Here is a 25298-nt window from a genome sequence, read left to right on the forward strand (position 1 = left end):
ATGGTTTTCAATCGCCAACGGCGCATGCGCTCATCGGGGCTGCTGTGCGGCCTGGGCGTGCTTGCGCTGGTCGCCGCCTGCAGCTTGCTGATCGGTTCGCGCAGCATCGCTCTTGGCGAAATCGCCGATGCCTTCTGGGCGTATGACCCACAGAACAATCAGCATCTGGTGATTCGCGAACTGCGTGTTCCGCGCACTCTGGTGGCGATTCTCGCAGGCCTGGCCCTGGGCGTGGCCGGGGCGCTGATGCAGGCGCTGACGCGTAACCCGCTGGCCGAACCCGGGCTGCTGGGCATCAACGCCGGTGCGGGCGCTGGCAGTGATCATCGCTGTCACCCTGTTCAAGCTGGTGAGCATTGTCGAGTATGTCGGCTTTGCCTTTGCCGGCGCCGGGCTGGCCGGGGTTGCCGTGTTCGTCCTGGGCCAGGCCCACGAAACCGGGACCAATCCGGTGCGCCTGGTGCTGGCTGGGGCAGGCTTGTCGGTGATGCTGGTGTCGATCACTGGCATCATCCTGCTCAATGCTCCCCTTGAGGTATTCGACAGTTTTCGCAAATGGTCGGCAGGCTCGGTCGAAGGCAGCGGCTTGCAGACCCTTGGCGTGCTGGCGGTGGTCGTTGCAGTCGGGCTGGCGCTGGCCATCGCCATGGTCGGCAACCTCAATGCCATGGCCCTGGGCGCGGATCTTGGCCAGGCGCTCGGCGTCAATCTTCGCGCCACCTGGCTGCTCGCGTGCCTGGCAGTGATGTTGCTGGCCGGGGCAGCAACAGCGGCGGCCGGGCCGATTGGTTTCGTCGGCCTGCTCGCGCCGCACCTGGCCCGGCGGCTGGTGGGGCCTGATTACCGCTGGATCCTGCCGTATGCCGGGTTGTTGGCGGCGATCCTGCTGCTGGGCGCCGATGTGATCGGTAGGGTCGTGGCGGCGCCAGCGGAAGTCGCGGCCGGGATCATTGCCCTGTTGATCGGCGGGCCGTTCTTCATCGTCATCGTGCGCAGGTTCCGGATGAGTCGGTCATGACGGGTGCGGTGCTGCGCCTGGGCAATTACTCGTTGCGTTGGCGGCCTCGGGTTGCGGTGGTGTGTGCGCTGTTGGCGCTGCTGGCAGCAGGGCTGGCGATCATGTTGCTGGGCGTAGGTTCGTTGGCGCTGACACCAGGTCAGGTGTTTGACAGCCTGTTCGCAGGTGGTGGCAACCCGACCGCCGAGCGGATCGTTCAACGGGTTCGCTTGCCGCGGGTACTGACGGCGCTGCTGGTCGGCGGCGCGCTGGGCATGGCCGGTTCAATTTTCCAGTCGATCTCGCGCAACGCCCTCGGCTCACCGGATATCATCGGCTTTACCACCGGCGCTGCCAGCGGTGCCATCGTGCAGATCATCCTGTTTGATGCCGGCCCCCTGGGTACCTCGCTGGCGGCGGTGCTGGCGGGGGTGGGCACGGCCTTGCTGGTGTTCGTGCTGTCGATGCGCGGGCGCAGCACTGGTGGCTATCGCCTGGTGCTGGTGGGGATTGGCGTGGGGGCGATGCTCTCGGGGCTCAACACCGTACTGCTGGTGATGGGCGACCTTGACCGGGCGATGTCGGCGCAAATCTGGCTGGCCGGCTCGCTCAACACCCGGACCTGGTCTCACGTGCTGCCAGCAGCACTGGGTTTCATCGCCATCGTGCCCGTGGTGATTGGCCATGCGCGACACATCGACCTGTTGGAAATGGGCGATGACAGCGCCAGTCAGCTCGGCATTGCCCCGCAGCGTACGCGGCTGATCATGGTATTGGCGGCTGTGGGCTTGACCGCGATTGCCACGGCGGCAGCGGGCCCCATCGCCTTTGTCGCCCTGGCTTCCCCGCAACTGGCCAGGCGGCTGACCGCTGCACCAGAAGTGCCGCTGTTGTCTGGCGCGTTGATGGGCGCGGTGTTGTTGCTGGTGGCCGACCTGATCAGTCAGCGCCTGGCCTTCAATCTCAACCTGCCCATTGGCCTGACCACGGGTTTGCTCGGTGGTTTCTATCTGCTGTGGTTGTTGTCGCGCAGCAGGCGGGTTTGAGCCAGGCAATAAAAAAGGCCAATGCACGGGCATTGGCCTTGAGTGATTGAGCCACGCAATCAGGAAGCGTCAGCTGCCATCTCGGCGTCATGGGCAATCAACGACACCAGCGCGTTTTGCTGGCGATGGGAAAGCTGGCGGAAACGTTGCAGCAGTTCGCGTTCGTGCAGGGACAGTTCCGGGCTGTCCAGACGCATGCTCAGTTCTTCACCCAGCGCACCTTCCTGAATAAGGCTCTGCTCCAGGCGAGCGATGATTTCCGAGTTCATGCTGCGGTGGTGGTTGCGCGCTACCTCGGCAATGCGCTCACGCATTCCGTCGGGGAGGCGGACGACGAATTTGTCAGCGGTGCGGCTTGAGTAAATAGCCTGTTTCATTGGGCGCATATAATTGACCGGTTTAGTTCAGGGGGAAGCGGTTCTCGAAATTGGCCGCACGATGTCACTACGACCATCCCGGCGTCAAAATGTTCAACCTGAATTGTGAATGAGGCGTGAATCATGCCTCATTATCGCCGGTTCCTTGGCGTCAATTCTGTGACAAATATTGAACCGGATAAAGGCGTTTTGCCAGTACCAATTATCAGAAATGAGTACTGGTTTGAAAAGTTTTCATTTTCTCTTTTTCCGCGCCTGCAGACCTTCGTCGACAACGCCATGCATCAGGCAGAAAAGGCCATGGAAAGCGTCTAGAATGCGCGTGCTTTCCTACAATTGAGCATAGTGGCTATGCAGCATGACGCAAGCGCGACGCGGCGTACAGCGAACCCGGGTCGCCTGGTGTACCTGATGGGACCCTCGGGGGCCGGAAAAGATTCCCTTATCGATGCAGCGCGCGCTGAATTGCAGCGCCTGAACGTGCACATCGCCCGGCGGGTGATCACCCGCTCGGCCGAGGCCAAGGGTGAAGACGCCGTCGGTGTTTCCCTCGAAGAGTTCCAGCGCCTGAGCGCCGAGGGCGCCTTTGCCCTGCAGTGGCAGGCCAATGGCCTGGCCTATGGCATACCGGTGCAAATCGATGACTGGCTGGCTGCAGGGCACGCGGTTTTGGTCAATGGCTCGCGCGCGCATCTGCAGCAGGCGCGTGAACGCTATCCCGACCTGTTGCCGGTGCTGCTGCGGGTCGACCATCACGTACTGCGCCAGCGCCTGCTGGATCGCGGCCGGGAAACTGCGCAAGACATCGAACAGCGCCTGGCGCGGGCGCAGCAGGTGAGGGTAGAAGAAGGCGAGGTGCAAGTGCTGGACAACTCCAGCTCGCTGGACGAGGCGGTGCAGCGCTTGCTTGGGCTGTTGCGCGAACAGGGTGTGCCTGGCCTGGGTTGAAGCCTAGAACGCCAGCCGTTCGCTGCTTGCAAGCGGTGCGCTTTGCACTTGCGCAGCCTGTGCGCCGAACACGGCCAGTTGCGCTTTCATCGCCGGTGCCGCATGGGCTTGTGCCGCAGTGGCGATGCTGTCGGGTTGCACGACCAGGCTAACCAGGGCGGCCAGGGCCAGGGCATTGAGCAGAAACAGGGTGCTGTTCATGGACATACTCCGCAAAGGCGGGGCTGGGCCCCGAGCCACGTGTCATGAACTAGACAATGCACACTGCATGCCAGCCTCTTTATCGTGATTTACCCTTTAAAATCAGAGGGTTAAGCTGGTTTTTTGTGCGCTTTTGCGTGCAATCTGCAATGATGGCTGACTGCCTCATTGCAGATTGCACGATCCGTTGAAAAACCCACAGGCAAAAAGCCCCACGGATGACATGACAAATGCCGGCCTGCTGGTTAACATGCACGCCGTCCTTGCCGCGCGACGCCCGTTGCCGGCTCTGTGTCTCAGTAGCTCAATTGGATAGAGCATCCCCCTCCTAAGGGGAAGGTTGGCAGTTCGAACCTGCCCTGGGACACCATCTCACTTTCGCCTCTCTGGCCATTCTTCTGACTGCTGCGTTTCTTTGTGGCAACGGCGCAGCTGCATGAAGAGTCAATAAAGCCCTGAAAATGAAAAGACTAATCATCGCTGCGCTCGGGATTCTATCGTTGATTCAGGCATCCACGTCCCTGGCGGATAATGCCAATGGCAAACAGCTCTTTTTGCAACGATGCGCCATGTGCCATGGGGCAGACATCAAGGGGACCGGGCCCTTGGCGAACAAAAGCAACCCGCCCACCCCTGATCTGACCACCTCGGCATTCAAGAAACGCTTGAAAGACTACCCGGGCGTTATCGTCTCATCGGTAATACTTCGCCCCAACGGCGACTTGATCCCCAGGACATTACGAGAAAATGGTGTGAAGGTGGCGCCGTACGCTTGGCGAGTTCAGGATTTTCGCGATTTGAATCAATACATGAGTGCGGTGATTGGCAACACTCGATGATGCCTGGTGTCAGGCCGCAGCAACAGCTGCGGCCTGGGATCTACCAATCCTGGCGCAACGGCAACGGTCCTTCATGGGATGCAAATGACGGCAGCACTTCTTCTGCCAGCTCCTGAATCACCTCCGCCGCCGGGCGCTGGCAAAACTGAATGCCCAGTGCCGCATGATTGACCCCCGCATCCTGCCATTCCCCGAGCAGATCAATCAGCCCCTTGCGCCCGGTCCTCAGCACGTAGCCGCCCTGCATCGCCGTGCGCGGAAAATCGGGGTTGGCGTCCAGATCGATCCACTCGTTGGTCACGTGCGGGCGAAAGCCGCCGCCGGGAATGCAGTCGCGCCAGGCGCGGATTTTCTCGGCCAGGCGCCGGGGGCCGAGGATGTTTTCAGTCGCATCAGGAAAGGTCAGCCAGCCATCGGCCTGTTCGCCCAGCCACTGCATGGATTGGCGCGAGCTGCCGGTGACCAGCAGCGGGATGGCGCTGCCAACGGGTTTGGGCAGCAGTTGCGCGCCGCTCATTTGGCCGAGGGTTGATTCAATCGGGTGGTCGCCCTTGTGCAGCAGTTGGCGGAAATAGTTCACGGCCTCGGCAAAGCGTTCGCCGCGCTCGGCATGATCCAGACCGTAGGCGGGAAACTCCACCGGCCGATCCCCGGAAGCGATGCCCATCACCAGGCGCCCGCCTGACAGCTGGTCGATGGTGCAGGCGGCCTTGGCCAGGTCGATCGGGTGGCGCAAGGCGAAGATCGCGCTGCCCGTGGCCAGGGCGATGCGCCGGGTGTGCGCGGCCAGGTAGCTCAAGTAGGCAAAGGGGTCGAACAGCTGGCCGGCATCGCCGAAGTGCCGATCGTACAGTGGCACATCGCGCACCCAGACGCCGGCGAAGCCCAGGCGGTCGATGTCGCTGACCAGCGCGGCCTGGCCAGTGAGCACGGCCATGTCGCCGCGATAGAAGCGCAGCGGCAGGAAGATCCCCAGGGTCAGGCGGTCGGCGGCGAACATGCGTCGATAGCCAGGGTGGTGGGCGAAGGCGTGGGCGCTGGCGCCGTTCAGGGTTGGGTTCATCGATTAATTCCTTTTAGTCCTTCAGGGGCCGGTTGCGGGGGCGGGCAGGCGGATGCCGCGCTGCACGGCAGGGCGTTGACTGACGCGTTCATGCCAGGCGCTCAGGTGTCGGTAGTGGCTGAAATCAAAGTCGATGATCCGGGCGATATGGGTCCAGCCGAAGGTGGCAATGTCGGCGATCGAGTAACTGCTGCCCGCCAGCCAGGGCCGGCCGGTCAGGCGCTGGTCGAGGGTGCTGAACACCTCTTCGCTCAGGCGCCGGTAGCGGGCGATGGCTTCGGGGCAGGGCTGTTCGGCGAACCGTTCGAAATGCACGCGCTGGCCCAAAATCGGCCCCATGCTCGCCGCGTGAAACTGCAACCAGGTGATGGCCGCCCAGCGTTCACGGGGGGAATCGGGCAGCAGGCGTGCGCTCTTGTCGGCCAGGTACAAAAGGATCGACGCTGACTCAAACAGAGTGATATCGCGCTCGGGATCAACCAGCACCGGAATGCGGCCATGAGGGTTGAGTGCGAGAAACTCAGGCAGGCGATGCTCGCCATGGTCGATCTGTACATGCTTGAGGGTGTAGGGCAGCCCCAGCTCTTCGAGGGCGATGGTGATCTTGAAGCCATTAGGTGAGCTATCGCTATACAGAATTAGCGGCATGGGCTTTCTCTTCAGGAGTGATCAGAGACGGGCTATGCTAGGCGCGCCGGGGCTGCTTGAAAAACGATCAATCCTGCGCTTTGACGATAGTTTTTCTAAACCATGGAGAGGGTGAAAATGGGCGCAGTTCTACCGTTGTTGGCATTGCGGGCCTTCACTGAAGCGGCCCGGCTGGGCAGCCTCAAGGCCGCCGCGGCGCACATGGGGGTTACGCCTGGGGCGGTCAGCCAGCAGGTGCGCCTGCTCGAGGAGCGCATGGGCGTGGTGCTGTTCGTGCGCGGTCGCCATGGCGTGCACCTTAGCGAAGCCGGTGCGCGGGTGTACCCGGGGCTGCTCAGGGGATTCGATCAGATCGAGGCGTCGCTGGCGTTGCTGGAGCAACTGGCGCCAGGCAAGGCTCTGACCATCAGCACCGTACCGTCGTTTGCCGCCTCCTGGCTGGTGCCGCGTTTAGGGCGCTTCAACGCCTTGCACCCGCAGATCGAAGTGCGCGTCGAGGCCTCGGCCAAGCTGGTGGATTTTCACCGCGAGCGCATTGACGTCGCCCTGCGCCATGGCCTGGGGCAGTATCCGGGGCTGGAGTCCGTGCGCCTGATGGCGCCGGTTTTGCTGCCGGTGGCCAGCCCGCAGTTGCTGGCCCAAGGGCCGGCCGTAAAACGGCCCGCCGATTGCCTGAAGTACCCGTTGTTGCACGATGCCGATCGCGCCGACTGGATGCTCTGGCTGCAGGCCCATGGCGTTGCCGAGGACCCGCGGGCAGCACGCGGTGCGAGTTTCGAGGATGACCTGCTGTTACTGCGTGCCGCGGCTGCAGGCCAGGGCATCGCCCTGGTGCAGGACACCCACGCGGCTGAAGACCTGGCCAGCGGCAAGCTGCAGCTGGCCCTCGACAAACCCTGGCCAGCGCGTTTTGCCTACTACCTGGTGTGCCGTCAGGACGCCTTGCGGCGCCCCGAGGTTCAGGCCTTCGCCGATTGGGTCAGGGCCGAGGCTGACGCCAGGTCCTGATCCTTTGCGTCATCGCTGCCGCCCTGGGTGGCGGTCAGGTTGGCCACCAGCTTGGCTGACATCGCCGGGCCTTGCAGTTCGGAGTTCAGGCTGGCCAGCGACTCAAGCTCGGTCTGCTTTTTCATCTGCTCGGCAATCTTGCGCTCGATCTTGTCCTTTTCCGCCGGCGGCAGGGCTTCGAACTCTTCCTGGCTGATGCCCAGCTCATTGAGCAGCTTGAGCTTGATCTTCTCTGCCGGGCTCAGGGCCATGTACTCGCGAAATTGCTGGGCAGCGCTCTTGCCGGTTTCGCTGGCGCTGATTGTGGCTTGCTCGCGCATGTCCACGTCGGGGTTCTGCAGTTGCACCTTGAGCTTGGCGAAGGCTTCCTCGCGGGCGTCTTCGGCACTTTGCTGGGAGGTGTTGGCCTGGCTTTGCTGCTGGCGGTTGGCACTGCTGGTTGGCACCGGCGGGCGGAACTGGGCCTGTTCGGCGGCGGCTTCGGCCACGCCACGGGTCGGGTTGATGACTGGCGTGTGGACGCCGAGGGCATTGATGCTACTCACCTGATCACTCTCCTTGATGGATGCAAGTTGACCTTCGATCGATGGCAAGTCTTGTGCCAGCTCTGCTGACAGGCTTACGCGCTAGTATATTCAGGGGGTGGCGCTGTACGGCGGCTGGTGAATCGGCGCATGCTTTGCCCCGAAGAGGTAAACCCTTGCCGTCAGCGGCAAGTCATTTCAAACCGGCAGCACCAACATCCGGCTGGGGCGTAGTTGCCTGGACAAGGGAGATCGTCCATGACTCAAACGTCAGACACACCACCATTGAAGGCCCCGCTGGGCGACTTCAGGGAAGAACAGTTGCACACCCTGCTGGACCTGATCAGCGACGGTATCTGGGACTGGAATGCCAATACCGGCTACGTCTACCGCAACCCCGGCTGGTACCGGATGCTCGGCTACCCCAGCCACTCGCTGGACAACACCGTACTGACCTGGGAAGGCGTGATCCACCCCGAGGACTACCCGCGGGTGATGAGCCATTTCGAGGACTACATCAGCGACCGCTCCGACCAGTACCGCATCGAGTACCGTTGCCGTTGCCAGGACGGCAACTTCCTGTGGATCGAGGACAGCGGTCACATCATTGAGCGCAACCCGGATGGTTCGGTGGCGCGGATGCTCGGCGCTCATCGCAATATCGACGATGGCAAGCGCCTGGTCGAGCAACTGCAGCTGGAAAACCTGTCGCTGGAAGCGCAGATCGCCGAGCGCACCCGCGAGCTGTCGTGGGTCAACCAGCAACTGCAGCGCCAGCTCGACGAGAACCGCGACCTGGCCGAACGCGATGCGCTGACCTTGGTGGCCAACCGTTACCGCCTGGAAAAGGTCCTGCAGCAAGAGTGCGAGCGGGCACGGCGGTTTCGCCAGCCGCTGGCGCTGATTGTCATGGATATCGACGACTTCAAGCCGATCAACGATCAGTATGGCCATGCCCAGGGTGACCAGGCGCTGATCGCATCGGTTGAGCGGATCAAGGTTTGCCTGCGTGCCGGTGACTTGCTGGCACGCTGGGGCGGTGATGAGTTCGTGGCAGTGCTGCCGGGCACCCAGCGCGAAGAGGCATTGCAACTGGCGCGGCAGATTCGCCAGGCGCTGGAGCAGGCGCCGCCGGTGGGCGAGCGATTGCTGACCATGAGTTATGGCGTGGTCGAATGGCTGGAGGGTGAAGGGCAAGCGCAATTGCTGGGCCGCGCGGACCAGGCGCTGTACCGGGCCAAGGCGGCCGGCAAGGATGAGATCGGTGAATGAAAAAGGACCCGCTGCACGGGGCAGCGGGTCAAATCGGCCTCAGCCGCTTCAGTGTCTACAGATGCAGGGCGTGACCCAGGGCGCGTAGCGCCGCTTCCTGCACCGCCTCACCCAGGGTCGGGTGAGCGTGGATGGTACCGGCCACATCTTCCAGGCAAGCGCCCATCTCCAGTGACTGGGCAAAGGCTGTGGACAGTTCCGAGACGCCCACGCCAACCGCTTGCCAGCCAAGGATCAGGTGGTTGTCACGACGGGCGACCACGCGCACGAAGCCGCTTTTCGATTCCAGGGTCATGGCCCGGCCGTTGGCGGCGAACGGGAACTGCGTGACGATGCAGTCCAGGCCCTCCTGCTCGACCTGTTCCGGGGTCTTGCCGACGACCACCAGTTCCGGGTCGGTGAAGCACACCGCGGCAATCGCGGCCGGCTCGAAGCGCCGCGATTTGCCGGCAATGAGTTCGGCAACCATCTCACCCTGGGCCATGGCCCGGTGGGCGAGCATCGGTTCACCGCTGATATCGCCGATGGCCCAGACGTTGAGCATGCTGGTCTGGCATTGCTCGTCGATGGCCACCGCCGAGCCGTTCATCTTCAGCGCCAGGCTTTCCAGGTTGAAGCCCTGGGTACGTGGCTTGCGGCCGACCGCGACCAGCACCTGGTCGGTGCTCAGTTGCAGCAGTTCGCCTTCGGGCGTGCGCACCTGCAAGGCCTGGTGGCCGGCATCGAAGCCTTCGACGCTGTGCTTGAGGTAGAGCTTGATCCCCAGCTTCTTGATCGACTCGGCCACCGGCGCGGTCAGTTCGCTGTCGTAGGTCGGCAGGATGCGCTCGCGGGCTTCGACCACGCTGACCTCGACGCCGAGCTTGCGGTAGGCGATGCCCAGCTCCAGGCCGATGTAACCACCGCCGACCACGGTCAGGTGCTTGGGCAGGGTTTTCGGGGCCAGAGCTTCAGTGGAGGAGATGATCGGGCCGCCCAATGGCAGCATCGGCAGTTCAACGCTGCTGGAACCGGTGGCCAGCAACAGGTGTTCGCACTGGATGCGCTGGCCGTCGACCTCGACGTGCTTGCCGTCGAGAATTTTTGCCCAGCCATGGATCACCTTGACCCCGTGCTTTTTCAGCAGGGCGGCGACGCCGCTGGTCAGGCGATCGACGATACCGTCTTTCCAGGCCACGCTCTGGGTGATGTCCAGGCTCGGTGGCGAGACCTTGATGCCCAGGTTCGACTGCTGGCTGTGCTGCTGGGTCTGGTGGAACTGCTCGGCGACGTGAATCAGCGCCTTGGACGGAATGCAGCCGATGTTCAGGCAGGTGCCACCCAGGGCCTGGCCTTCGACCAGTACCGTGGGAATGCCCAGCTGGCCGGCGCGAATGGCGGCGACGTAGCCGCCGGGGCCGCCGCCGATGATCAGCAGGGTAGTGTTGAGCGTCTGTTGCATGGTCACTCCACAAACAGGCTGGCAGGTTGTTCGAGCAGGCCGCGGATGGCCTGGATGAAGAGTGCCGCGTCCATGCCGTCGACCACCCGGTGATCGAACGAGCTGGAGAGGTTCATCATCTTGCGAATGACGATCTGGCCATTGATGACCATCGGCCGTTCAACCATGCGGTTGACCCCGACAATCGCCACTTCCGGGGTGTTGACCACCGGCGTCGAGACGATGCCGCCAAGGGCGCCGAGGCTGGTCAGGGTGATGGTCGAGCCTGACAGTTCTTCACGGCTGGCCTTGTTGCCGCGGGCGGCATTGGCCAGGCGCACGATCTCGCCGGCGTTGCTCCACAGGCTGCCGGCTTCGGCGTGGCGCAGCACCGGCACCATCAGGCCGTTGTCGCCCTGGGTGGCGATGCCGACATGCACTGCGCCGTGGCGGGTGATGACCTGGCCTTCATCGTCGTAGGTGGCGTTGATCTGCGGGAACTCGCGCAGGGCAACGACCATGGCGCGCACCAGGAATGGCAGCAGGGTCAGCTTGCCACGGCTGTCACCCCACTTCTTGTTCAAGTGCAGGCGCAGCTCTTCAAGGGCGGTGACGTCGATTTCCTCGACGTAGCTGAAGTGGGCGACGCGGCGCTTGGCATCCTGCATGCGTTGGGCGATCTTGCGGCGCAGGCCGATCACCGGGATCTGCTCGCTGTCGCTGCGTTTGGCATAACCGCCAGGGGCACTCTGGGTGCGGGTGGCCGGTTGCGTCAGGAAGGCGTCGAGGTCGTCGTGCAGGATGCGCCCGGCCGGGCCGCTGCCGTGTACGTAGCGCAACTCGATACCAGCGTCCAGCGCGCGCTTGCGCACGGCAGGCGAGGCCAGTGGGCGGTCGTGAGCTTGGCGCGGGACGATGGCGGCGGGCTGGTGGGCCGAGGCTGCGGGGGCAGCAACGGGTGCTGGTGCAGCAGGTTTCGGCTCGGGTTCAGGGGCCTTGGCGGTGACTGCGGGGGCCTCTTCGCGGGGCAAGCCCGCTCCTACGTTGCCGGCGCCTTCTACTTCGATGCGGATCAGCTCGCTGCCGACCGCCATGACTTCACCGGGCTGGCCGCCCAGGGCCAGGACCTTGCCGCTGACCGGCGAAGGGATTTCGACGGTGGCCTTGTCGGTCATGACATCGGCCACGACCTGATCTTCTGTGACGGTGTCGCCAACTTTGACGAACCATTCCACCAGTTCAACTTGTGCGATACCTTCACCGATATCCGGCATCTTGATGACGTGCGTGCCCATTCAGACCTCCATGACCCGTTTCAATGCCGCGCCCACTCGTGAAGGGCCGGGGAAATACGCCCACTCCTGCGCGTGCGGGTAGGGGGTATCCCAGCCGGTGACGCGTTCGATCGGGGCTTCGAGGTGATGGAAGCAATGTTCCTGGACCAGCGCGATCAGCTCGGCGCCAAAACCGCAGGTGCGCGTGGCTTCATGCACCACCACACAGCGGCCGGTCTTTTTCACCGACTCGACGATGGTTTCCAGGTCCAGCGGCCACAGGCTGCGCAGGTCGATGACTTCGGCATCGACGCCGGTTTCTTCAGCGGCCACCTGCGAGACATAGACGGTGGTGCCGTAGGTCAGCACGGTGACGTCCTTGCCCGGGCGGGTAATCGCCGCCTTGTCCAGCGGTACGGTGTAGTAGCCATCCGGCACGGCGCTGGCCGGGTGTTTCGACCACGGCGTTACCGGGCGGTCGTGGTGGCCGTCGAACGGGCCGTTGTACAGGCGCTTGGGCTCGAGGAAAATCACCGGGTCGTCGTTCTCTATCGAGGCGATCAGCAGGCCCTTGGCGTCATAGGGGTTGGACGGCATCACGGTGCGCAGGCCGCAGACCTGGGTGAACATCGCCTCGGGGCTCTGGCTGTGCGTCTGGCCGCCGTAGATACCACCACCGCAAGGCATGCGCAGGGTCAGCGGGGCGACGAACTCGCCGGCCGAGCGATAGCGCAGGCGGGCCATTTCCGAAACGATCTGGTCGGAGGCCGGGTAGAAGTAGTCGGCGAACTGGATTTCCACCACCGGGCGCAGGCCGTAGGCACCCATGCCCACGGCGGTGCCGACGATGCCGCTTTCGGAGATCGGTGCATCGAACACCCGCGACTTGCCGTACTTGGTCTGCAGGCCTTCGGTGCAACGGAACACGCCACCGAAGTAGCCGACGTCCTGGCCATAGACGACTACGTCTTCATCGCGCTCTAGCATGATGTCCATGGCCGAGCGCAGGGCCTGGATCATGGTCATGGTGGTGGTCGCCATGGCGGTTTCCAACTGGATTGAAGTGTTGTGATCGTTCATGTCAGATCCCCAGTTCCTGGCGCTGCCGGCGCAGGTGCTCCGGCATCTCCTTGTAGACATCCTCGAACATAGACGCCGGGCTTGGCATCTGGCCACCGGCCAGGGTGCCGTACTGCTCAGCTTCTTTTTGCGCCTTGATGATCTCGGCTTCGAGCTCGGCGCTGACCGCCTGGTGCTCTTCCTCGGACCAGTGACCGATGGCGATCAGGTGCTGTTTGAGGCGGGCGATCGGGTCGCCCAGGGGGAAGTGACTCCAGTCGTCGGCCGGGCGGTACTTGGACGGATCGTCCGAGGTCGAGTGCGGGCCGGCGCGGTAGGTGACCCATTCGATCAGCGTCGGACCCAGGCCGCGGCGGGCGCGTTCGGCGGCCCAGCGTGAAGCGGCGTAGACAGCGATGAAGTCGTTGCCGTCGACACGCAAGGAGGCAATGCCACAACCTACGCCACGCCCGGCGAAGGTGGTCGACTCACCGCCGGCAATGGCCTGGAAGGTCGAGATCGCCCACTGGTTGTTGACCACGTTGAGGATCACCGGCGCGCGGTAGACGTGGGCGAAGGTCAGGGCGGTGTGGAAATCAGATTCGGCGGTGGCGCCGTCACCGATCCAGGCCGAGGCGATCTTGGTATCGCCCTTGATGGCCGAAGCCATGGCCCAGCCGACCGCCTGGACGAACTGGGTCGCCAGGTTGCCGCTGATGGTGAAGAAGCCGGCTTCGCGCACCGAGTACATGATCGGCAACTGGCGCCCCTTGAGCGGATCGCGCTCGTTGGACAGCAGCTGGCAGATCATCTCTACCAGCGACACGTCGCGGGCCATGAGGATGCTTTGCTGGCGGTAGGTGGGAAAGCACATGTCGCTGCGGTTCAGGGCCATGGCCTGGCCGCTGCCGATGGCTTCTTCACCCAGGCTCTGCATGTAGAACGACATCTTCTTCTGCCGCTGGGCTACCACCATGCGGCTGTCGAACAGCCGGGTCTTGAGCATGGTGCGCATGCCCTGGCGCAGGACTTCGGGGCTGACGTCCTCGGCCCAGGGGCCCAGGGCATTGCCCTTGTCATCCAGCACCCGGATCAGGCTAGAGGAGATGTCCGCGGTATCGGCGGCTTCTACATCGACGGGAGGTTTACGAACCTGACCGGCATCGGTCAGACGCAGGTAGGAGAAATCAGTCTGGCAGCCTGGCCGGCCTGTAGGCTCGGGCACATGCAAACGCAGGGGGGCGTACTCGTTCATGCTTTTTTACGCTCGCTCTGTCTTGTGTTTTTGTTGAGCTTTGAAGCGGTCGCTGTTGACACCCGGCTTGTGACCAGGGAGTCAGTCTTGTCCTACATGATATTCCGGCGCCTGAAGAATATTTTTCTCAACTTCGTTGCCTTTGCCTCGGCTAGCGGATAAACATTCCTTATAAAGACAAAAAACAGGTGATTTTCTCTCATGCGCAAACTGGATCGTACGGATATCGGCATTCTCAACAGCCTCCAGGAAAATGCCCGTATCACCAACGCCGAGCTGGCGCGCTCGGTGAATCTCTCGCCAACCCCCTGCTTCAACCGGGTCAAGGCCATGGAGGAACTCGGGGTAATTCGCCAGCAGGTGACCTTGCTGGCGCCGGAGGTGCTGGGCCTGGATGTCAACGTGTTCATCCACGTCAGCCTGGAGAAACAGGTCGAGCAATCGCTGCATCGCTTCGAAGAAGAAATCGCCGAGCGCCCGGAGGTCATGGAGTGCTACCTGATGACCGGTGACCCGGATTACCTGCTGCGCGTGCTGCTGCCCAGCATCCAGGCCCTGGAGCGTTTTCTCGACTACCTGACCCGCCTGCCGGGGGTGGCCAACATCCGTTCGAGTTTTGCCTTGAAGCAGGTGCGCTACAAGACCGCGCTGCCGCTGCCAGCCAATGGCCTGACCCTGCCAGGTTAAGCCGTGTAGATAATTACGATCACATCGTCCGTTTGGCGCTTGAAATTTCGAACGGCCGGTGCCTATGTTGTAGCTGTCGCCGTTCCCGGCATGCGAAAACAACAAGGATAGAGTCATGACGACCAATGGCCAAAACTCTCTCGCCGAGCGATTGACGGGCATTGATGAGATCGAGTGCATTACCCCGGATCTCAATGGTGTACCGCGCGGCAAGGTGATGACCGCTGAAGGCTTTGTTGAAGGCCGGCGCCTGCAGATGGCCCGCGGTGTGCTGCTGCAATGCATCATGGGCGGGTACCCGGCGGCGCGTTTCTATGGCAGCGACGACGGCGACCTGGCGCTGGTCGCCGACCCGCAGCATATCTATCGCCTGCCCTGGAGCGACGAGCCACGGGCCCTGGCGATTTGCGATGCGCTCGAGCTTAGCGGTGAAAGCTCCGGGCTCTCCAGTCGTGGCCTGCTCAAGGCGGTGATTGCCCGTTACGCCGCTCGTGGCCTGGTGCCGGTGGTGGCGACGGAACTCGAGTTTTTTGTCTTCGCCCCCAACAGCGATCCCGACCAGCCGTTTTTGCCGCCGCTGGGCAAGGATGGTCGGCGCGAAGAAGGTCATTCGGCGTTCAGCGTCAGTTCCAACAACGGCCTGCGCCCGTTCTTCAGCGAGGTCTATCGCTGCATGGCGGCACTGGGCCTGCCGCGCGATACCTTCATGCACGAAATGGGCGTCAGCCAGTTCGAGATCAACCTGCTGCACGGCGATCCGCTGTTGCTGGCCGACCAGACCCTGTTGTTCAAGCACCTGCTCAAGGAAGTCGCGCTCAAGCATGGCCTGACCGTGGTGTGCATGGCCAAGCCACTGGCGCATACGCCGGGCAGTTCCATGCACATTCACCAGAGCGTGGTGGCGGTGGAGGGCGGGGGCAATGTCTTCAGTGATGCCGAGGGCAAGCCGACCCCGGCGTTCTATCACTTCATTGGCGGCCAGCAGGCGTGCATGGCCGACTTCACCGCCTTGTTCGCGCCGAACGTGAACTCCTACCAGCGCCTTTGCCACCCCTATGCATCACCGAACAATGCTTGCTGGTCCGAAGACAACCGCGCCGCCGGCCTGCGCATTCCGGCCAGCTCGCCAGTGGCGCGACGGGTCGAAAACCGCTTGCCAGGCGCCGATACCAACCCTTACCTGGCAATTGCCGCCAGCCTCGCCGCAGGGCTTTATGGCATCGAGCAGCAGCTCGAACCGACGCCGGCGATCCAGGGCGAATTCGAGGTGCCGGATCATTTGAGCCTGCCATGTACCTTGCATGCGGCCCTGGAGCGTCTGAAGCGTAGCGAGCTTGCGCGGGAACTGTTCGGCAAGGAGTTCATCGAAGGCTACATCGCCACCAAGACCCTGGAGCTGACCAGCTTCTTCGATGAGATCACCCCGTGGGAGCGCCGCGTGCTGGCCGCGCAGGCATAACCGGCGAGGCGTTTTTGCCGGGGCAATCGCTCAGTTTCAAGGCAGGTGGCAGCGGTGTTGGTAAACACCCTGGCACCTGTTTTTTTATCTGCATCAACTGCAAGGCGGTTATTTTCACTTATGCTTTCAAGCAGTTTTTCCACCAGCTCAAGGAGCCGTTCGGGACGCTGATGCGACAGATCTGGAAGTCTTTTCGCGCGCTGTATTTCGCTGCGCTGATGATGTTGATCGGCTCCGGCTTGTTGAGTACCTACCTGGCCTTGCGCCTGGCTGCCGATCATGTCGACAGCCTCTGGGTCGGTGCGCTGATGGCCGCCAACTATTTCGGCCTGGCCCTGGGCGGCAAGATCGGCCACCGGCTGATTGCCCGGGTTGGGCATATCCGTGCCTATGCCACCTGCGCCGGCATTGTCGGCGCGGCGGTGCTCGGCCATGGCCTGGTCAGCTGGTTGCCGGCCTGGGTGCTGCTGCGGGTCATCGTCGGCCTGGGGATGATGTGCCAGTACATGGTCATCGAAAGCTGGCTCAACGAGCAGGCCGACGCCAAGCAGCGAGGTGCGGTGTTCAGTGGCTACATGATTGCCTCGTACCTGGGCCTGGTGCTCGGCCAGTTGATCCTGGTGGCGCACCCGCAGCTGGGCCTTGAACTGCTGATGCTGGTCGCCATGTGCTTCGCCCTGTGCCTGGTGCCGGTGGCACTCACCCGACGGATTCACCCGGCGCCATTGCGGCCGGCGCCGATGGAGCCGCGCTTCTTCATCAAACGGGTGCCGCAGTCGCTGAGTACGGTGCTGGGGGCCGGCCTGATCGTCGGCTCGTTCTACGGCCTGGCGCCGCTGTATGCGTCCAAGCAGGGGCTGAGCACCGAGCAGGTCGGTCTGTTCATGGGCTGCTGCATCTTCGCCGGTCTGCTGGTGCAGTGGCCGCTGGGCTGGTTGTCCGATCGCTATGACCGGGCCTTGCTGATTCGTAGCGTTGCCGTGGGCCTGGCGATTGTTGCCCTGCCGCTGGCGATCATGCCATCAGTGCCGCTGGAGGTATTGTTTGTCGCAGGCTTTGCCGTGTCGCTGCTGCAGTTCTGCCTGTATCCGCTGGCGGTGGCGTTTTCCAACGACCACGTCGAGGGCGAACGGCGGGTGTCGCTGACGGCGATGCTGCTGGTGACCTATGGCGTGGGCGCGAGTATCGGGCCGCTGGTGGCCGGGGTGTTGATGAAGGTGCTGGGCAACCAGATGCTCTATGCCTTCTTCGTTTTCTTTGCCCTGGTGCTGGTCTGGCGGATCCGCCCGAAAGCGGTGACCGGTTTGCACCAGGTCGACGATGCGCCGCTGCATCACGTGGCCATGCCGGCGGCAGGTTCACCGTTGTCGGCAGCGCTGGACCCACGGGTTGACGAGCAGGTGGTGCAGGATCAGATGCAGACGCCGGTGGCGGCTGAAGATACCGAGGCGCAGGAGGGGGATGACGCTGAGGTTGTGGCTGAAGAGGTCAAGCCGACACAGGTGTGATGCCATCGCGGGGCCCGTGGGAGCGGGCCCCGCGATGGGGTCGACTCAGTAGTCGTCTTTATCGAAGCGCCGTGCTTCACGCTGCAGCTGGTAAACGAAGGTTTCCACCTTGCGCTGCATCTGCCCGTTGAGGTTGTGAAAGCGCACGCCGGCGAAGGTGGCGTTGATGCGCTCTTCGAAATGCAGATGACGCAACTCGACCTCGACCTGGGACAAACCCAGCGGTGCACCGCTGGCGAACTTCTCGTAAACCTGGCCCAATTGCAGGCGCTCTTCGACATTGCCTTCAAAGCGCAGCTTGCAGCCGGTTGCGGAAATATCCAGCAACTTGCCGCGCAGCGCGCCGTTGCCCTTGAGTTTTTCGCCGTCAAGCACGACGTCCACCAGCTGGGTCAGCTTCAGCGCTGCACGAAAGGCATTGCGGCGCTGGTGGTAGGCGACTTCGGTAGGCAGGGTGCCGCGGTAGCAGCGATGGCCATCTTCCTCGACAATGCTCAACGGTGTGTTGCATTCCCAGGCGATACGCACGCCATCATGAAAGCCTTCAACGCGAAATGGTTCGCCATTCTGCAGATAGCGTTCGCCGTCACGAGGGATCATTTCATCAAGGGCCAGGCGATTGCCTTCGCGGTCGACCTCGACCACATAGCTTTGAAAACGCTGGCTGCGTTCGTGGAAAGTGATGATCAGCGGGTCATGGCTCTCTTGCAGCGACCGCAAGTTGGCGGCAATTTCCAAAGGAGTAGTGAGCACCTTCGGAGGCTGCGGAGCTTCTGCTTCATTGAACACGGTTAATCATTCTCCAGGCAAAAACGTCACACGCAAGTTACGGCATTTTGCCAGTATGTTCCGTGCCTTGATACAGGGAATCAAGCCTGGCTCAACGCCCGCGGCTTGGCGAGGGGGGAGGTGGCCCCGCGGCTGTCATAGAGCGACGGTGCTTCGCCGCCCATGAGGATTCTGATCTGGTTGGCGGTAGTGCTCTGCTGGATCTGGATCGAGCGGCCGTTGCGCTCGTTGACCGCCTGGCAGTCAGCCAGCAGTTGGCCAAGCACATCCAGTTGTTGCAGCAGCAGGTCACCGAAAGAGGAGTTGCTGGCCAGTTGGGCGACACCTTCGCGGTCCTGGGACAGGCCCAGGCCGGCAAGCAGTTCACTGCGCTGGCGGCCATGCTGATCGAGCAGGATCACCAGCGACTGCTTGCGCGCCAGGATGTTTTCCAGCAGCGGCATGTCGCGGCCGTGCAGGGCAACGTTCTCGGTCTGCAGCAATTCGAGCAGTTCTTGCGCTGGAGCAATATCGTTTTCGATCAGTTGCAGCAGAGTAGTGTCGTGCATGGCTGGCTCTTTGGTTCAAGCGTCCTGAAGTCAGCGCGCCAGGGGCTAGCGCTGGGCTTCGAAATTAAGCAGTTTGCTGGCGACGCGGTTGCTGTCGACCTGGTAGCTGCCGTCGGCGATAGCCTGTTTCAACTCGGCCACCCGGGCGCTGTTGACAATCGGCTGGTCGCGCAGCTTGTCGCTGACCTTTTGCAACTGCTGGGCCTCGTGGCTGAGGTGTACGGTTTCCCCGCTGGCGCTGCTTTCAGCAACGCTGCCGGCCTTGGCCGAAGCTGCGCTGGCGGTGCTTTCCTGGCTGCTGCCAGTGCGCACGCCGCCGGCAACCGACGGGGAATTATTCAAACGACTGAAGTCGATGACCATGATCAGAAAACCTCTGGGTGTTTGGACGCTTGCCTTGTTTTCGGCCAACCCGAAAGAAACTTTAGGCGCAAATGCTCAAAGGCGTGCGCGGCCGGTTCGGGGCATCCAATGGACACAGTTTAGGAAAAGCAGTTCCTGATCGCCAGCATTGATATTGATTCAGCGCTCTACATGGCCACTTCCACCTGACCCGGCCCGGTCACCCTGGCCTTGACCACCCGCTTGGAGTTGAGGTTGCGCACGCGGATCTGTTCGCTCAGGCCGCCCTTGCTCAGCGCTTCGCCTGGCATGCGCACAGCCAGGCTGCCGCTGCGAGCGGTGATCACCACCTGGTCGCCTTTGCGCACCACTTCGGCCTGCTCCAGGTGCTGGGGGGTGAGGACCTGATCCATGACCGTTGGTCGGATAACCTTGAGCCCCACCGCCTGGTCGAGGCTGGCGAGAAAACCCTGGTTGAGCATGCCTACGTCGCGTTCGCGCAGGGCGACGTCCTGTTCGCCGACGACGCTGTCGCGCTTGAGCGGACGGACCACGGTCACCACGTTGCGAAAAAGACGTACCTGGGCGGGCACGAACACCGTCCACGGTGAGCTGCCGTCGCAGCGAACCCGCACGGTCACGCGGCCCAGCGGCTGCGCCGGGCTCTCCAGCGAAGCGCCCAGTTGCTGGTCGCACAGTGGCATGCGCAGACGCGGGTCGAGGTTGTTGACCTGGATCTCGTAGCGGCCTTCGGTCTGGCTGGTGGCCAGGTAGTCTTCTACGGTGAATTCAAGAAACCCTTGGGTGACACCGATAAGCTGTTCAGGCAAGGTGAAAGCGTCAGCCAGAGTTCGAACGCCAGGGGCCGCGAGGCACAGCGCAGCAAGGAAGCCGGGCAGGTGGCGGGTCAGGCGTCGGAAAAATGTCGTTTTCATGTTCATACGATTAAAAAAAGCAAAGCGCGTGCCGACTGGGTACGAAGCTCGAAGCGTTTGGTGAAGGAGTCTGGCATGGCTGGTGTAATGGATTCGGTGAACCAGCGCACGCAACTGGTAGGGCAAAACCGCCTGGAGCTGCTGTTGTTCCGTCTCAATGGCGAGCAGCTCTACGGCATCAACGTGTTCAAGGTAAGGGAAGTGCTGCAGTGTCCGAACCTGACCGTTATGCCCAAATCCAGCCCCGTCGTGCGCGGTGTCGCGAATATTCGTGGGGCAACCATCCCGATCCTCGATCTGGCGATGGCGACCGGGATGCCCGGTCTGAGTGAAGAAACCAGCAAGAGTTTCGTCATCATCACCGAGTACAACACCAAGACCCAGGGGTTTCTGGTGCATTCGGTGGAGCGCATCGTCAACATGAACTGGGAGGAGATCCATCCACCACCCAAGGGCACTGGGCGTGATCACTACCTGACGGCGGTGACCCGGGTTGACAACAAGATGGTCGAGATCATCGACGTGGAGAAGATCCTCGCCGAAGTGGCGCCGACCTCCGAGGCGATCTCCGCCGGTGTGGTCGATGCCGAAGTGCAGGACAAGGCAGTGATGCTGCGAGTGCTGACGGTCGATGACTCGTCGGTGGCACGCAAGCAGGTCAGTCGTTGCCTGCAGACCGTTGGCGTCGAAGTGGTGGCGCTCAACGACGGTCGCCAGGCGCTCGACTACCTGCGCAAGCTGGTCGACGAGGGCAAGCGGCCGGAGGAAGAATTCCTGATGATGATCTCCGACATCGAGATGCCGGAGATGGACGGCTACACCCTGACCGCCGAGATTCGCAGCGACCCGCGCATGCAAAAGTTGCACATCATCCTGCATACTTCGCTTTCCGGGGTGTTCAACCAGGCGATGGTCAAGAAGGTCGGTGCTGATGACTTCCTGGCCAAATTCCGCCCGGACGACCTCGCCCAGCGCGTTGTTGATCGGATCAAGGCCACGCACTAACGGCCGGGGGCCTTTGCCCCTGGCGGTACATACGATTTAAGAGGCGGCATCATTGTCTACGGGTAATTTGGATTTCGAACAGTTCCGGGTCTTCCTGGAAAAAGCCTGTGGCATCCTGCTGGGCGAAAATAAGCAATACCTGGTCTCCAGCCGTCTCAACAAGCTGATGGAACAGCAGGGCATCAAGTCCCTGGGCGAACTGGTGCAGCGTATCCAGAGCCAGCCGCGCAGCGGTTTGCGCGAGCAGGTGGTCGATGCCATGACCACCAACGAAACCCTCTGGTTTCGCGACACCTATCCGTTCGAAGTGCTGAAGAACAAGGTTTTGCCCGAGCAGATCAAGGCCAACCCTGGCCAGCGCCTGCGCATCTGGTCGGCTGCCTGTTCGTCGGGTCAGGAGCCGTACTCGATCTCCATGGCCATCGACGAGTTCGAGCGCAGCAACATCGGCCAGTTGAAGATGGGTGCGCAGATCGTCGCCACCGACCTCTCCGGCTCGATGCTGACCAATTGCAAGACCGGCGAGTACGACAGCCTGGCGATTGCCCGCGGCCTGTCCCAGGAGCGCCTGCAGCGCTACTTTGATGTCAAGGGGCCGGGGCGCTGGGCGGTCAAGGCGCCGATCCGCAGCCGTGTCGAGTTCCGCTCGTTCAACCTGCTGGACAGTTATGCGAGCCTGGGCAAGTTCGACATCGTGTTCTGTCGCAACGTGCTGATCTACTTCTCGGCCCAGGTCAAGAAGGACATCCTGCTGCGCATTCACGGCACGCTCAAGCCGGGAGGCTACCTGTTCCTGGGTGCTTCTGAAGCGCTCAACGGTTTGCCGGATCACTACCAGATGGTCCAGTGCAGCCCGGGGATCATCTACCAGGCCAAGTAGGCTTTAGCGGCAAGCTTCAAGCGGCAAGAAAGAGAGCCGCTCGCGCGCCGCCTGGCTTTTTCTTGCCGCTTGAAGCTTGCCGCTTGCCGCTCTTTTGCCACTTTTCTGGCATTGCCGCTGGCGGCAAACTCCTCAAAGCCCCGTATTTACGGGGTTTTGTTTTTTGGCATGGCTCTTGCTCTGACACAGTCAACGAAAAACCTTCGAAGGTTTCCACGACATGAGCATCAGCTTCGACAAAGCGCTCGGCATCCACGAAAAGGCATTGGGCTTTCGCGCCCAGCGTGCCGAGGTGCTGGCCAACAACATCGCCAACGCCGACACGCCAAACTACAAGGCGCGCGACATGGACTTCGCTTCGGTGCTGGCGGCGCAGGCCGAGCAGACCAGCAAGGGCCATTTCGCACTGGATCGTACCAACGCCCGGCACATCGAGGCCGAAGGCCTGAGCATGGGCGACGAGACCTTGCAGTACCGCACGCCGATGCAGCCGTCGATCGACCAGAACACCGTCGATGCCCAGCTCGAGCAATCGAGCTATGCGGAAAACGCCGTGGGTTTCCAGGCCAGCTTCACGCTGCTCAACAGTAAATTCAAAGGGCTGGTATCGGCCCTGCGCGGAGAGTAAGTCATGTCCCTCGCCAGTGTCTTCAACATTGCCGGTAGCGGCATGAGCGCCCAGACCACGCGTCTGAATACCGTCGCTTCGAACATCGCCAACGCCGAGACCGTCTCGTCGAGCATCGACCAGACCTACCGCGCCCGTCACCCGGTATTCGCCACCACCTTCCAGCAGGCCCAGGCCGGCGTCAGCCAGTCGCTGTTTCAGGACCAGGACGCTGCCGGCCAGGGTGTGCAGGTGCTCGGCGTGGTCGAGGACCAGAGCAACCTTGAGGCGCGCTACGAGCCGAACCATCCGGCGGCGAACAAGGACGGCTACGTCTACTACCCGAACGTCAACGTGGTGGAAGAGATGGCTGACATGATCTCCGCCAGCCGCTCGTTCCAGACCAACGCCGAGCTGATGAACACGGCCAAATCCATGATGCAGAAGGTCCTGACCCTGGGTCAGTGATAAAGGACTAAGCCAATGGCAAGTGTTAATGACCCAACAGCCGGCGTAAGCCTGAACGACGTCATCAAGGCGTCGGGCAAGAAAAACAGCGAAACCAGCGCCAACAGCGCCGCCGGTATCGCCTCGGCCACCAACAGCAAGACCGGCGCCAACAAGCAGGCACTGGGCAAGGACGCGTTCCTGCAGTTGCTGGTGACCCAGATGCAGCACCAGAACCCGCTCGATCCGCAGGATAACAGCGAATTCGTGGCCCAGCTGGCGCAGTTCAGCAGCCTGGAAGGCATCACCTCGCTGAACGAGTCGGTGACCGCGATTTCCGGCAACTACAAGTCCTCGCAGGCACTGCAGGCCTCGTCGCTGGTCGGTCGCTCGGTGATCGCCCAGACCGACAAGGCCGTGGTCGACACCACCAAGAGCTTCAACGGTTCGGTGGTGGTCCCGCAGGCGCTCAGCAATGCCACCGTCACCATTACCGACAAGGATGGCAAGCTGGTCAAGACCATCGACATGGGGGCGCAGAAGGCTGGCAATGCCGCTTTCGTCTGGGACGGTACCAACGACAAGGGCGAGAAAGTCGACCCGGGTACCTACACCTTTGCCGCCAAGACCACCGTCGAAGGCAAGCAGCTGGACATGTACACCATGCTGCCGGCCACCGTCAGCAGCGTCACCATCAGTCAGACTGGCGGCGAGATGATGCTCAATCTCGCCGGCCTGGGCAGTATCGCCCTGTCCAAAGTCCAAACCATCGGTATATAGAGCCGGCTAACGCGGCACAAGGAGTGAAAGATGTCATTCAATATCGGCCTTAGCGGTCTCTATGCAGCCAACAAGCAACTGGACGTGACCGGCAACAACATCGCCAACGTCGCCACCACCGGTTTCAAATCGTCGCGCGCAGAATTCGCCGACGTCTACTCGGCCAACAAGCTCGGCGTCGGTACCAACAACATCGGTAACGGTGTGCGCCTGGCCGCGGTATCGCAGCAGTTCACCAACGGCGATATCACCAACACCGGCAACGTGCTGGACATGGGTATCCAGGGTCAGGGCTTCTTCGTGCTGAGCGACAACGGTGCGCTCAGCTACACCCGTGCCGGTGCCTTCCAGACCAACAAGGACAACTATGTCGTCACTGCTGACGGCCTGCGCCTGCGCGGCTACGGCGTTGATGAAAACGGCAAGATCATCAATGGCGTGCTGACCGACCTTAAGATCGATACCTCGGCGCTGGCGCCAAAGAGCACCACCGCGATCGATCAGGGCCTGAACCTGAACTCGTCGGACAAGGTCATTCCGGCGACCACCACCTTCAGCCCGACCGACGAAAACAGCTGGAACAAGACCTTCGCCACCAAGATCTACGACAGCCAGGGTAACGAGCACGTCATGGATCAGTACTACGTCAAGACCGGGACCAATACCTGGAAGTCGTACACCCTGATCGATGGCCGCAACCCGCTGAACCCTGCCGAAGAGCCGCCAAAGGCGCTGGAAGGCACCATCGTGTTCAACTCCGACGGTAGCGTCAAGAGCATGACTGCCGGCGCTGCGGGCTCGGGCTACGAAGTGGTCAACAAGGTCTTCAAGCTGACCGGCTGGATTCCTGCCGAGGTGACCAACGCCAGTGCCAAGCCACCGGTCTGGGGTTCCAACGGTTCGGCTGCCAATGCTGGCGGTATCGCCATCGACATGACCGACACCACCTCGTACAACACCCCGACCACGCGCCTGTCGCAAAGCCAGGACGGTTACGCTACCGGTATCCTGTCGAGCCTGAGCATCGACTCCAGCGGCGTGATGTTCGCAAGCTTCAGCAACCAGCAGTCGCGTGCCATCGGCCAGGTCGCGATTGCCAGTTTCGCCAACGAGCAAGGCCTGCAGCCTATGGGTGGTACTCGCTGGACCGAAACCTACTCCTCGGGTATCCCGGGTATCGATGCACCGAAAACCGGTACCCTGGGCGCCATCGCTTCCAACTCGCTGGAGGCGTCCAACGTCAACCTGACCAACGAGCTGGTCGAGCTGATCAAGGCGCAGAGCAACTACCAGGCTAACGCCAAGACCATCTCGACCCAGAGCACCATCATGCAGACCATCATCCAGATGGCCTGATGCGGGTGTAAGGTAGTTGGTATA

Annotated in this window: 28 protein-coding genes, 1 tRNA gene and 1 pseudogene; 17 read left to right on the top strand and 13 right to left on the bottom strand. The window is 62.2% G+C overall.

Going from position 1 to position 25298, the window contains the following annotated elements; translation table 11 throughout:
- Together ACZ9A3_RS04335 and ACZ9A3_RS04340 are read left to right on the top strand one after the other, a co-directional pair.
- Window positions 1-1018 (top strand): annotated as a pseudogene (locus ACZ9A3_RS04335) (FecCD family ABC transporter permease).
- A complete protein-coding gene (locus tag ACZ9A3_RS04340; protein WP_476252178.1) occupies window positions 1015-2043 on the top strand; it encodes a FecCD family ABC transporter permease in 1029 nt (342 codons plus the stop codon). Before ACZ9A3_RS04335 ends, ACZ9A3_RS04340 begins: the two are co-directional and overlap by 4 nt.
- A gap of 59 nt (window positions 2044-2102) precedes the next feature.
- Here ACZ9A3_RS04340 and ACZ9A3_RS04345 read toward each other — a convergent pair whose 3' ends face one another.
- Window positions 2103-2429, bottom strand: coding sequence for an Arc family DNA-binding protein (locus ACZ9A3_RS04345; RefSeq protein ID WP_010226671.1), 327 nt, complete (start codon window positions 2427-2429; stop codon window positions 2103-2105).
- Window positions 2430-2543: 114 nt separating this feature from the next.
- Here ACZ9A3_RS04345 and ACZ9A3_RS04350 point away from each other — a divergent pair, with 114 nt between their 5' ends.
- Both ACZ9A3_RS04350 and phnN read left to right on the top strand, forming a co-directional pair.
- Window positions 2544-2735: a hypothetical protein gene (locus ACZ9A3_RS04350; RefSeq protein ID WP_082075482.1), complete on the top strand. Its 192-nt coding sequence runs from the start codon at window positions 2544-2546 to the stop codon at window positions 2733-2735.
- 36 nt (window positions 2736-2771) lie between these two features.
- On the top strand, window positions 2772-3368 hold the full coding sequence (gene phnN, locus ACZ9A3_RS04355; protein ID WP_093385699.1) for a phosphonate metabolism protein/1,5-bisphosphokinase (PRPP-forming) PhnN: 597 nt from the start codon (window positions 2772-2774) through the stop codon (window positions 3366-3368).
- Between the two features lie 3 nt (window positions 3369-3371).
- Here phnN and ACZ9A3_RS04360 read toward each other — a convergent pair whose 3' ends face one another.
- On the bottom strand, window positions 3372-3569 hold the full coding sequence (locus tag ACZ9A3_RS04360; protein WP_093385694.1) for a hypothetical protein: 198 nt from the start codon (window positions 3567-3569) through the stop codon (window positions 3372-3374).
- Window positions 3570-3862: 293 nt separating this feature from the next.
- On the opposite strand from ACZ9A3_RS04360, the gene ACZ9A3_RS04365 reads away from it, so the two are divergent.
- Together ACZ9A3_RS04365 and ACZ9A3_RS04370 are read left to right on the top strand one after the other, a co-directional pair.
- Window positions 3863-3939, top strand: a tRNA-Arg gene (locus tag ACZ9A3_RS04365).
- A gap of 91 nt (window positions 3940-4030) precedes the next feature.
- Entirely contained in the window at window positions 4031-4408 is a 378-nt protein-coding gene (locus ACZ9A3_RS04370; protein ID WP_258597015.1) for a cytochrome c, read from the top strand.
- A gap of 40 nt (window positions 4409-4448) precedes the next feature.
- Here the strand turns inward: ACZ9A3_RS04370 and ACZ9A3_RS04375 are convergent, their stop codons facing one another.
- Together ACZ9A3_RS04375 and ACZ9A3_RS04380 are read right to left on the bottom strand one after the other, a co-directional pair.
- Entirely contained in the window at window positions 4449-5471 is a 1023-nt protein-coding gene (locus ACZ9A3_RS04375; protein ID WP_093385685.1) for an LLM class oxidoreductase, read from the bottom strand.
- Between the two features lie 21 nt (window positions 5472-5492).
- A complete protein-coding gene (locus ACZ9A3_RS04380) occupies window positions 5493-6119 on the bottom strand; it encodes a glutathione S-transferase family protein (RefSeq protein ID WP_093385680.1) in 627 nt (208 codons plus the stop codon).
- A gap of 117 nt (window positions 6120-6236) precedes the next feature.
- On the opposite strand from ACZ9A3_RS04380, the gene ACZ9A3_RS04385 reads away from it, so the two are divergent.
- Window positions 6237-7127, top strand: coding sequence for a LysR substrate-binding domain-containing protein (locus ACZ9A3_RS04385; protein ID WP_093385675.1), 891 nt, complete (start codon window positions 6237-6239; stop codon window positions 7125-7127).
- Here the strand turns inward: ACZ9A3_RS04385 and ACZ9A3_RS04390 are convergent.
- Window positions 7079-7672 carry a hypothetical protein gene (locus ACZ9A3_RS04390; protein WP_176794287.1) on the bottom strand — a complete coding sequence of 198 codons (594 nt, stop codon included), beginning with the start codon at window positions 7670-7672 and terminating at the stop codon, window positions 7079-7081. The two genes, ACZ9A3_RS04385 and ACZ9A3_RS04390, sit on opposite strands and share 49 nt — an antisense overlap.
- Before the next feature lie 237 nt (window positions 7673-7909).
- On the opposite strand from ACZ9A3_RS04390, the gene ACZ9A3_RS04395 reads away from it, so the two are divergent.
- Window positions 7910-8923, top strand: a complete 1014-nt coding sequence (locus tag ACZ9A3_RS04395) for a sensor domain-containing diguanylate cyclase (protein ID WP_045200204.1) — start codon at window positions 7910-7912, stop codon at window positions 8921-8923.
- Window positions 8924-8978: 55 nt separating this feature from the next.
- Here the strand turns inward: ACZ9A3_RS04395 and lpdA are convergent, their stop codons facing one another.
- From lpdA to ACZ9A3_RS04415, 4 genes are read right to left on the bottom strand one after another with little or no spacing between them, the layout of a single operon-like run.
- Window positions 8979-10364, bottom strand: a complete 1386-nt coding sequence (gene lpdA, locus ACZ9A3_RS04400) for a dihydrolipoyl dehydrogenase (protein ID WP_093385671.1) — start codon at window positions 10362-10364, stop codon at window positions 8979-8981.
- A 2-nt stretch (window positions 10365-10366) separates the two neighbouring features.
- On the bottom strand, window positions 10367-11638 hold the full coding sequence (locus ACZ9A3_RS04405) for a dihydrolipoamide acetyltransferase family protein (RefSeq protein ID WP_093385667.1): 1272 nt from the start codon (window positions 11636-11638) through the stop codon (window positions 10367-10369).
- Window positions 11639-12697 carry an alpha-ketoacid dehydrogenase subunit beta gene (locus ACZ9A3_RS04410; RefSeq protein WP_258610088.1) on the bottom strand — a complete coding sequence of 353 codons (1059 nt, stop codon included), beginning with the start codon at window positions 12695-12697 and terminating at the stop codon, window positions 11639-11641.
- A gap of 1 nt (window position 12698) precedes the next feature.
- The gene (locus ACZ9A3_RS04415) at window positions 12699-13931 is read right to left on the bottom strand and encodes a 3-methyl-2-oxobutanoate dehydrogenase (2-methylpropanoyl-transferring) subunit alpha (protein ID WP_045200210.1); all 1233 of its coding nucleotides are present in this window, start codon (window positions 13929-13931) and stop codon (window positions 12699-12701) included.
- Between the two features lie 201 nt (window positions 13932-14132).
- Between ACZ9A3_RS04415 and bkdR the strand changes: the two genes are divergently transcribed.
- From bkdR to ACZ9A3_RS04430, 3 genes are all read left to right on the top strand, one after another.
- The gene (gene bkdR / locus ACZ9A3_RS04420) at window positions 14133-14618 is read left to right on the top strand and encodes a Bkd operon transcriptional regulator BkdR (RefSeq protein ID WP_045189126.1); all 486 of its coding nucleotides are present in this window, start codon (window positions 14133-14135) and stop codon (window positions 14616-14618) included.
- A 217-nt stretch (window positions 14619-14835) separates the two neighbouring features.
- A complete protein-coding gene (locus ACZ9A3_RS04425; RefSeq protein WP_258597793.1) occupies window positions 14836-16077 on the top strand; it encodes a glutamine synthetase family protein in 1242 nt (413 codons plus the stop codon).
- A gap of 170 nt (window positions 16078-16247) precedes the next feature.
- Complete coding sequence (locus tag ACZ9A3_RS04430) at window positions 16248-17585, top strand: MFS transporter (RefSeq protein ID WP_045200559.1); 1338 nt, start codon at window positions 16248-16250, stop codon at window positions 17583-17585.
- Window positions 17586-17630: 45 nt separating this feature from the next.
- On the opposite strand, the gene ACZ9A3_RS04435 is transcribed toward ACZ9A3_RS04430, so the two are convergent.
- From ACZ9A3_RS04435 to flgA, 4 genes are all read right to left on the bottom strand, one after another.
- On the bottom strand, window positions 17631-18374 hold the full coding sequence (locus tag ACZ9A3_RS04435; protein WP_045200217.1) for a flagellar brake protein: 744 nt from the start codon (window positions 18372-18374) through the stop codon (window positions 17631-17633).
- A gap of 80 nt (window positions 18375-18454) precedes the next feature.
- Window positions 18455-18922 carry a flagella synthesis protein FlgN gene (locus tag ACZ9A3_RS04440; protein WP_045200219.1) on the bottom strand — a complete coding sequence of 156 codons (468 nt, stop codon included), beginning with the start codon at window positions 18920-18922 and terminating at the stop codon, window positions 18455-18457.
- A 45-nt stretch (window positions 18923-18967) separates the two neighbouring features.
- On the bottom strand, window positions 18968-19285 hold the full coding sequence (gene flgM / locus ACZ9A3_RS04445; RefSeq protein WP_045200221.1) for a flagellar biosynthesis anti-sigma factor FlgM: 318 nt from the start codon (window positions 19283-19285) through the stop codon (window positions 18968-18970).
- 167 nt (window positions 19286-19452) lie between these two features.
- Window positions 19453-20205 carry a flagellar basal body P-ring formation chaperone FlgA gene (gene flgA, locus ACZ9A3_RS04450; RefSeq protein ID WP_045200223.1) on the bottom strand — a complete coding sequence of 251 codons (753 nt, stop codon included), beginning with the start codon at window positions 20203-20205 and terminating at the stop codon, window positions 19453-19455.
- Window positions 20206-20274: 69 nt separating this feature from the next.
- Between flgA and ACZ9A3_RS04455 the strand changes: the two genes are divergently transcribed.
- The 6 genes from ACZ9A3_RS04455 (at window position 20275) to flgE (ending at window position 25274) form a co-directional block, all read left to right on the top strand.
- Window positions 20275-21204: a chemotaxis protein CheV gene (locus ACZ9A3_RS04455; protein ID WP_010224956.1), complete on the top strand. Its 930-nt coding sequence runs from the start codon at window positions 20275-20277 to the stop codon at window positions 21202-21204.
- 52 nt (window positions 21205-21256) lie between these two features.
- Window positions 21257-22084, top strand: a complete 828-nt coding sequence (gene cheR, locus ACZ9A3_RS04460) for a protein-glutamate O-methyltransferase CheR (protein WP_038996410.1) — start codon at window positions 21257-21259, stop codon at window positions 22082-22084.
- 220 nt (window positions 22085-22304) lie between these two features.
- Window positions 22305-22712, top strand: coding sequence for a flagellar basal body rod protein FlgB (gene flgB / locus ACZ9A3_RS04465; protein ID WP_038996408.1), 408 nt, complete (start codon window positions 22305-22307; stop codon window positions 22710-22712).
- Window positions 22713-22715: 3 nt separating this feature from the next.
- On the top strand, window positions 22716-23159 hold the full coding sequence (flgC, locus tag ACZ9A3_RS04470) for a flagellar basal body rod protein FlgC (RefSeq protein WP_045200230.1): 444 nt from the start codon (window positions 22716-22718) through the stop codon (window positions 23157-23159).
- A 15-nt stretch (window positions 23160-23174) separates the two neighbouring features.
- Window positions 23175-23918 carry a flagellar hook assembly protein FlgD gene (flgD, locus tag ACZ9A3_RS04475; protein ID WP_045200232.1) on the top strand — a complete coding sequence of 248 codons (744 nt, stop codon included), beginning with the start codon at window positions 23175-23177 and terminating at the stop codon, window positions 23916-23918.
- 30 nt (window positions 23919-23948) lie between these two features.
- Window positions 23949-25274, top strand: a complete 1326-nt coding sequence (gene flgE / locus ACZ9A3_RS04480) for a flagellar hook protein FlgE (protein WP_045200234.1) — start codon at window positions 23949-23951, stop codon at window positions 25272-25274.
- Window positions 25275-25298 lie beyond the last annotated feature (24 nt).

This window comes from Pseudomonas sp. TE4620 (assembly GCF_056279045.1).

What these genes read in the sequence shown, in the direction of transcription:
- ACZ9A3_RS04340 (WP_476252178.1), top strand. Translation starts at nt 1,015, where the DNA reads ATGACGGGTGCGGTGCTGCGCCTGGGCAATTACTCGTTGCGTTGGCGG.
- ACZ9A3_RS04345 (WP_010226671.1), bottom strand. Translation starts at nt 2,429, where the DNA reads ATGCGCCCAATGAAACAGGCTATTTACTCAAGCCGCACCGCTGACAAA.
- ACZ9A3_RS04350 (WP_082075482.1), top strand. Translation starts at nt 2,544, where the DNA reads ATGCCTCATTATCGCCGGTTCCTTGGCGTCAATTCTGTGACAAATATT.
- phnN (WP_093385699.1), top strand. Translation starts at nt 2,772, where the DNA reads ATGCAGCATGACGCAAGCGCGACGCGGCGTACAGCGAACCCGGGTCGC.
- ACZ9A3_RS04360 (WP_093385694.1), bottom strand. Translation starts at nt 3,569, where the DNA reads ATGAACAGCACCCTGTTTCTGCTCAATGCCCTGGCCCTGGCCGCCCTG.
- ACZ9A3_RS04370 (WP_258597015.1), top strand. Translation starts at nt 4,031, where the DNA reads ATGAAAAGACTAATCATCGCTGCGCTCGGGATTCTATCGTTGATTCAG.
- ACZ9A3_RS04375 (WP_093385685.1), bottom strand. Translation starts at nt 5,471, where the DNA reads ATGAACCCAACCCTGAACGGCGCCAGCGCCCACGCCTTCGCCCACCAC.
- ACZ9A3_RS04380 (WP_093385680.1), bottom strand. Translation starts at nt 6,119, where the DNA reads ATGCCGCTAATTCTGTATAGCGATAGCTCACCTAATGGCTTCAAGATC.
- ACZ9A3_RS04385 (WP_093385675.1), top strand. Translation starts at nt 6,237, where the DNA reads ATGGGCGCAGTTCTACCGTTGTTGGCATTGCGGGCCTTCACTGAAGCG.
- ACZ9A3_RS04395 (WP_045200204.1), top strand. Translation starts at nt 7,910, where the DNA reads ATGACTCAAACGTCAGACACACCACCATTGAAGGCCCCGCTGGGCGAC.
- lpdA (WP_093385671.1), bottom strand. Translation starts at nt 10,364, where the DNA reads ATGCAACAGACGCTCAACACTACCCTGCTGATCATCGGCGGCGGCCCC.
- ACZ9A3_RS04405 (WP_093385667.1), bottom strand. Translation starts at nt 11,638, where the DNA reads ATGGGCACGCACGTCATCAAGATGCCGGATATCGGTGAAGGTATCGCA.
- ACZ9A3_RS04410 (WP_258610088.1), bottom strand. Translation starts at nt 12,697, where the DNA reads ATGAACGATCACAACACTTCAATCCAGTTGGAAACCGCCATGGCGACC.
- ACZ9A3_RS04415 (WP_045200210.1), bottom strand. Translation starts at nt 13,931, where the DNA reads ATGAACGAGTACGCCCCCCTGCGTTTGCATGTGCCCGAGCCTACAGGC.
- bkdR (WP_045189126.1), top strand. Translation starts at nt 14,133, where the DNA reads ATGCGCAAACTGGATCGTACGGATATCGGCATTCTCAACAGCCTCCAG.
- ACZ9A3_RS04425 (WP_258597793.1), top strand. Translation starts at nt 14,836, where the DNA reads ATGACCGCTGAAGGCTTTGTTGAAGGCCGGCGCCTGCAGATGGCCCGC.
- ACZ9A3_RS04430 (WP_045200559.1), top strand. Translation starts at nt 16,248, where the DNA reads ATGCGACAGATCTGGAAGTCTTTTCGCGCGCTGTATTTCGCTGCGCTG.
- ACZ9A3_RS04440 (WP_045200219.1), bottom strand. Translation starts at nt 18,922, where the DNA reads ATGCACGACACTACTCTGCTGCAACTGATCGAAAACGATATTGCTCCA.
- flgM (WP_045200221.1), bottom strand. Translation starts at nt 19,285, where the DNA reads ATGGTCATCGACTTCAGTCGTTTGAATAATTCCCCGTCGGTTGCCGGC.
- flgA (WP_045200223.1), bottom strand. Translation starts at nt 20,205, where the DNA reads ATGAACATGAAAACGACATTTTTCCGACGCCTGACCCGCCACCTGCCC.
- ACZ9A3_RS04455 (WP_010224956.1), top strand. Translation starts at nt 20,275, where the DNA reads ATGGCTGGTGTAATGGATTCGGTGAACCAGCGCACGCAACTGGTAGGG.
- flgB (WP_038996408.1), top strand. Translation starts at nt 22,305, where the DNA reads ATGAGCATCAGCTTCGACAAAGCGCTCGGCATCCACGAAAAGGCATTG.
- flgC (WP_045200230.1), top strand. Translation starts at nt 22,716, where the DNA reads ATGTCCCTCGCCAGTGTCTTCAACATTGCCGGTAGCGGCATGAGCGCC.
- flgD (WP_045200232.1), top strand. Translation starts at nt 23,175, where the DNA reads ATGGCAAGTGTTAATGACCCAACAGCCGGCGTAAGCCTGAACGACGTC.
- flgE (WP_045200234.1), top strand. Translation starts at nt 23,949, where the DNA reads ATGTCATTCAATATCGGCCTTAGCGGTCTCTATGCAGCCAACAAGCAA.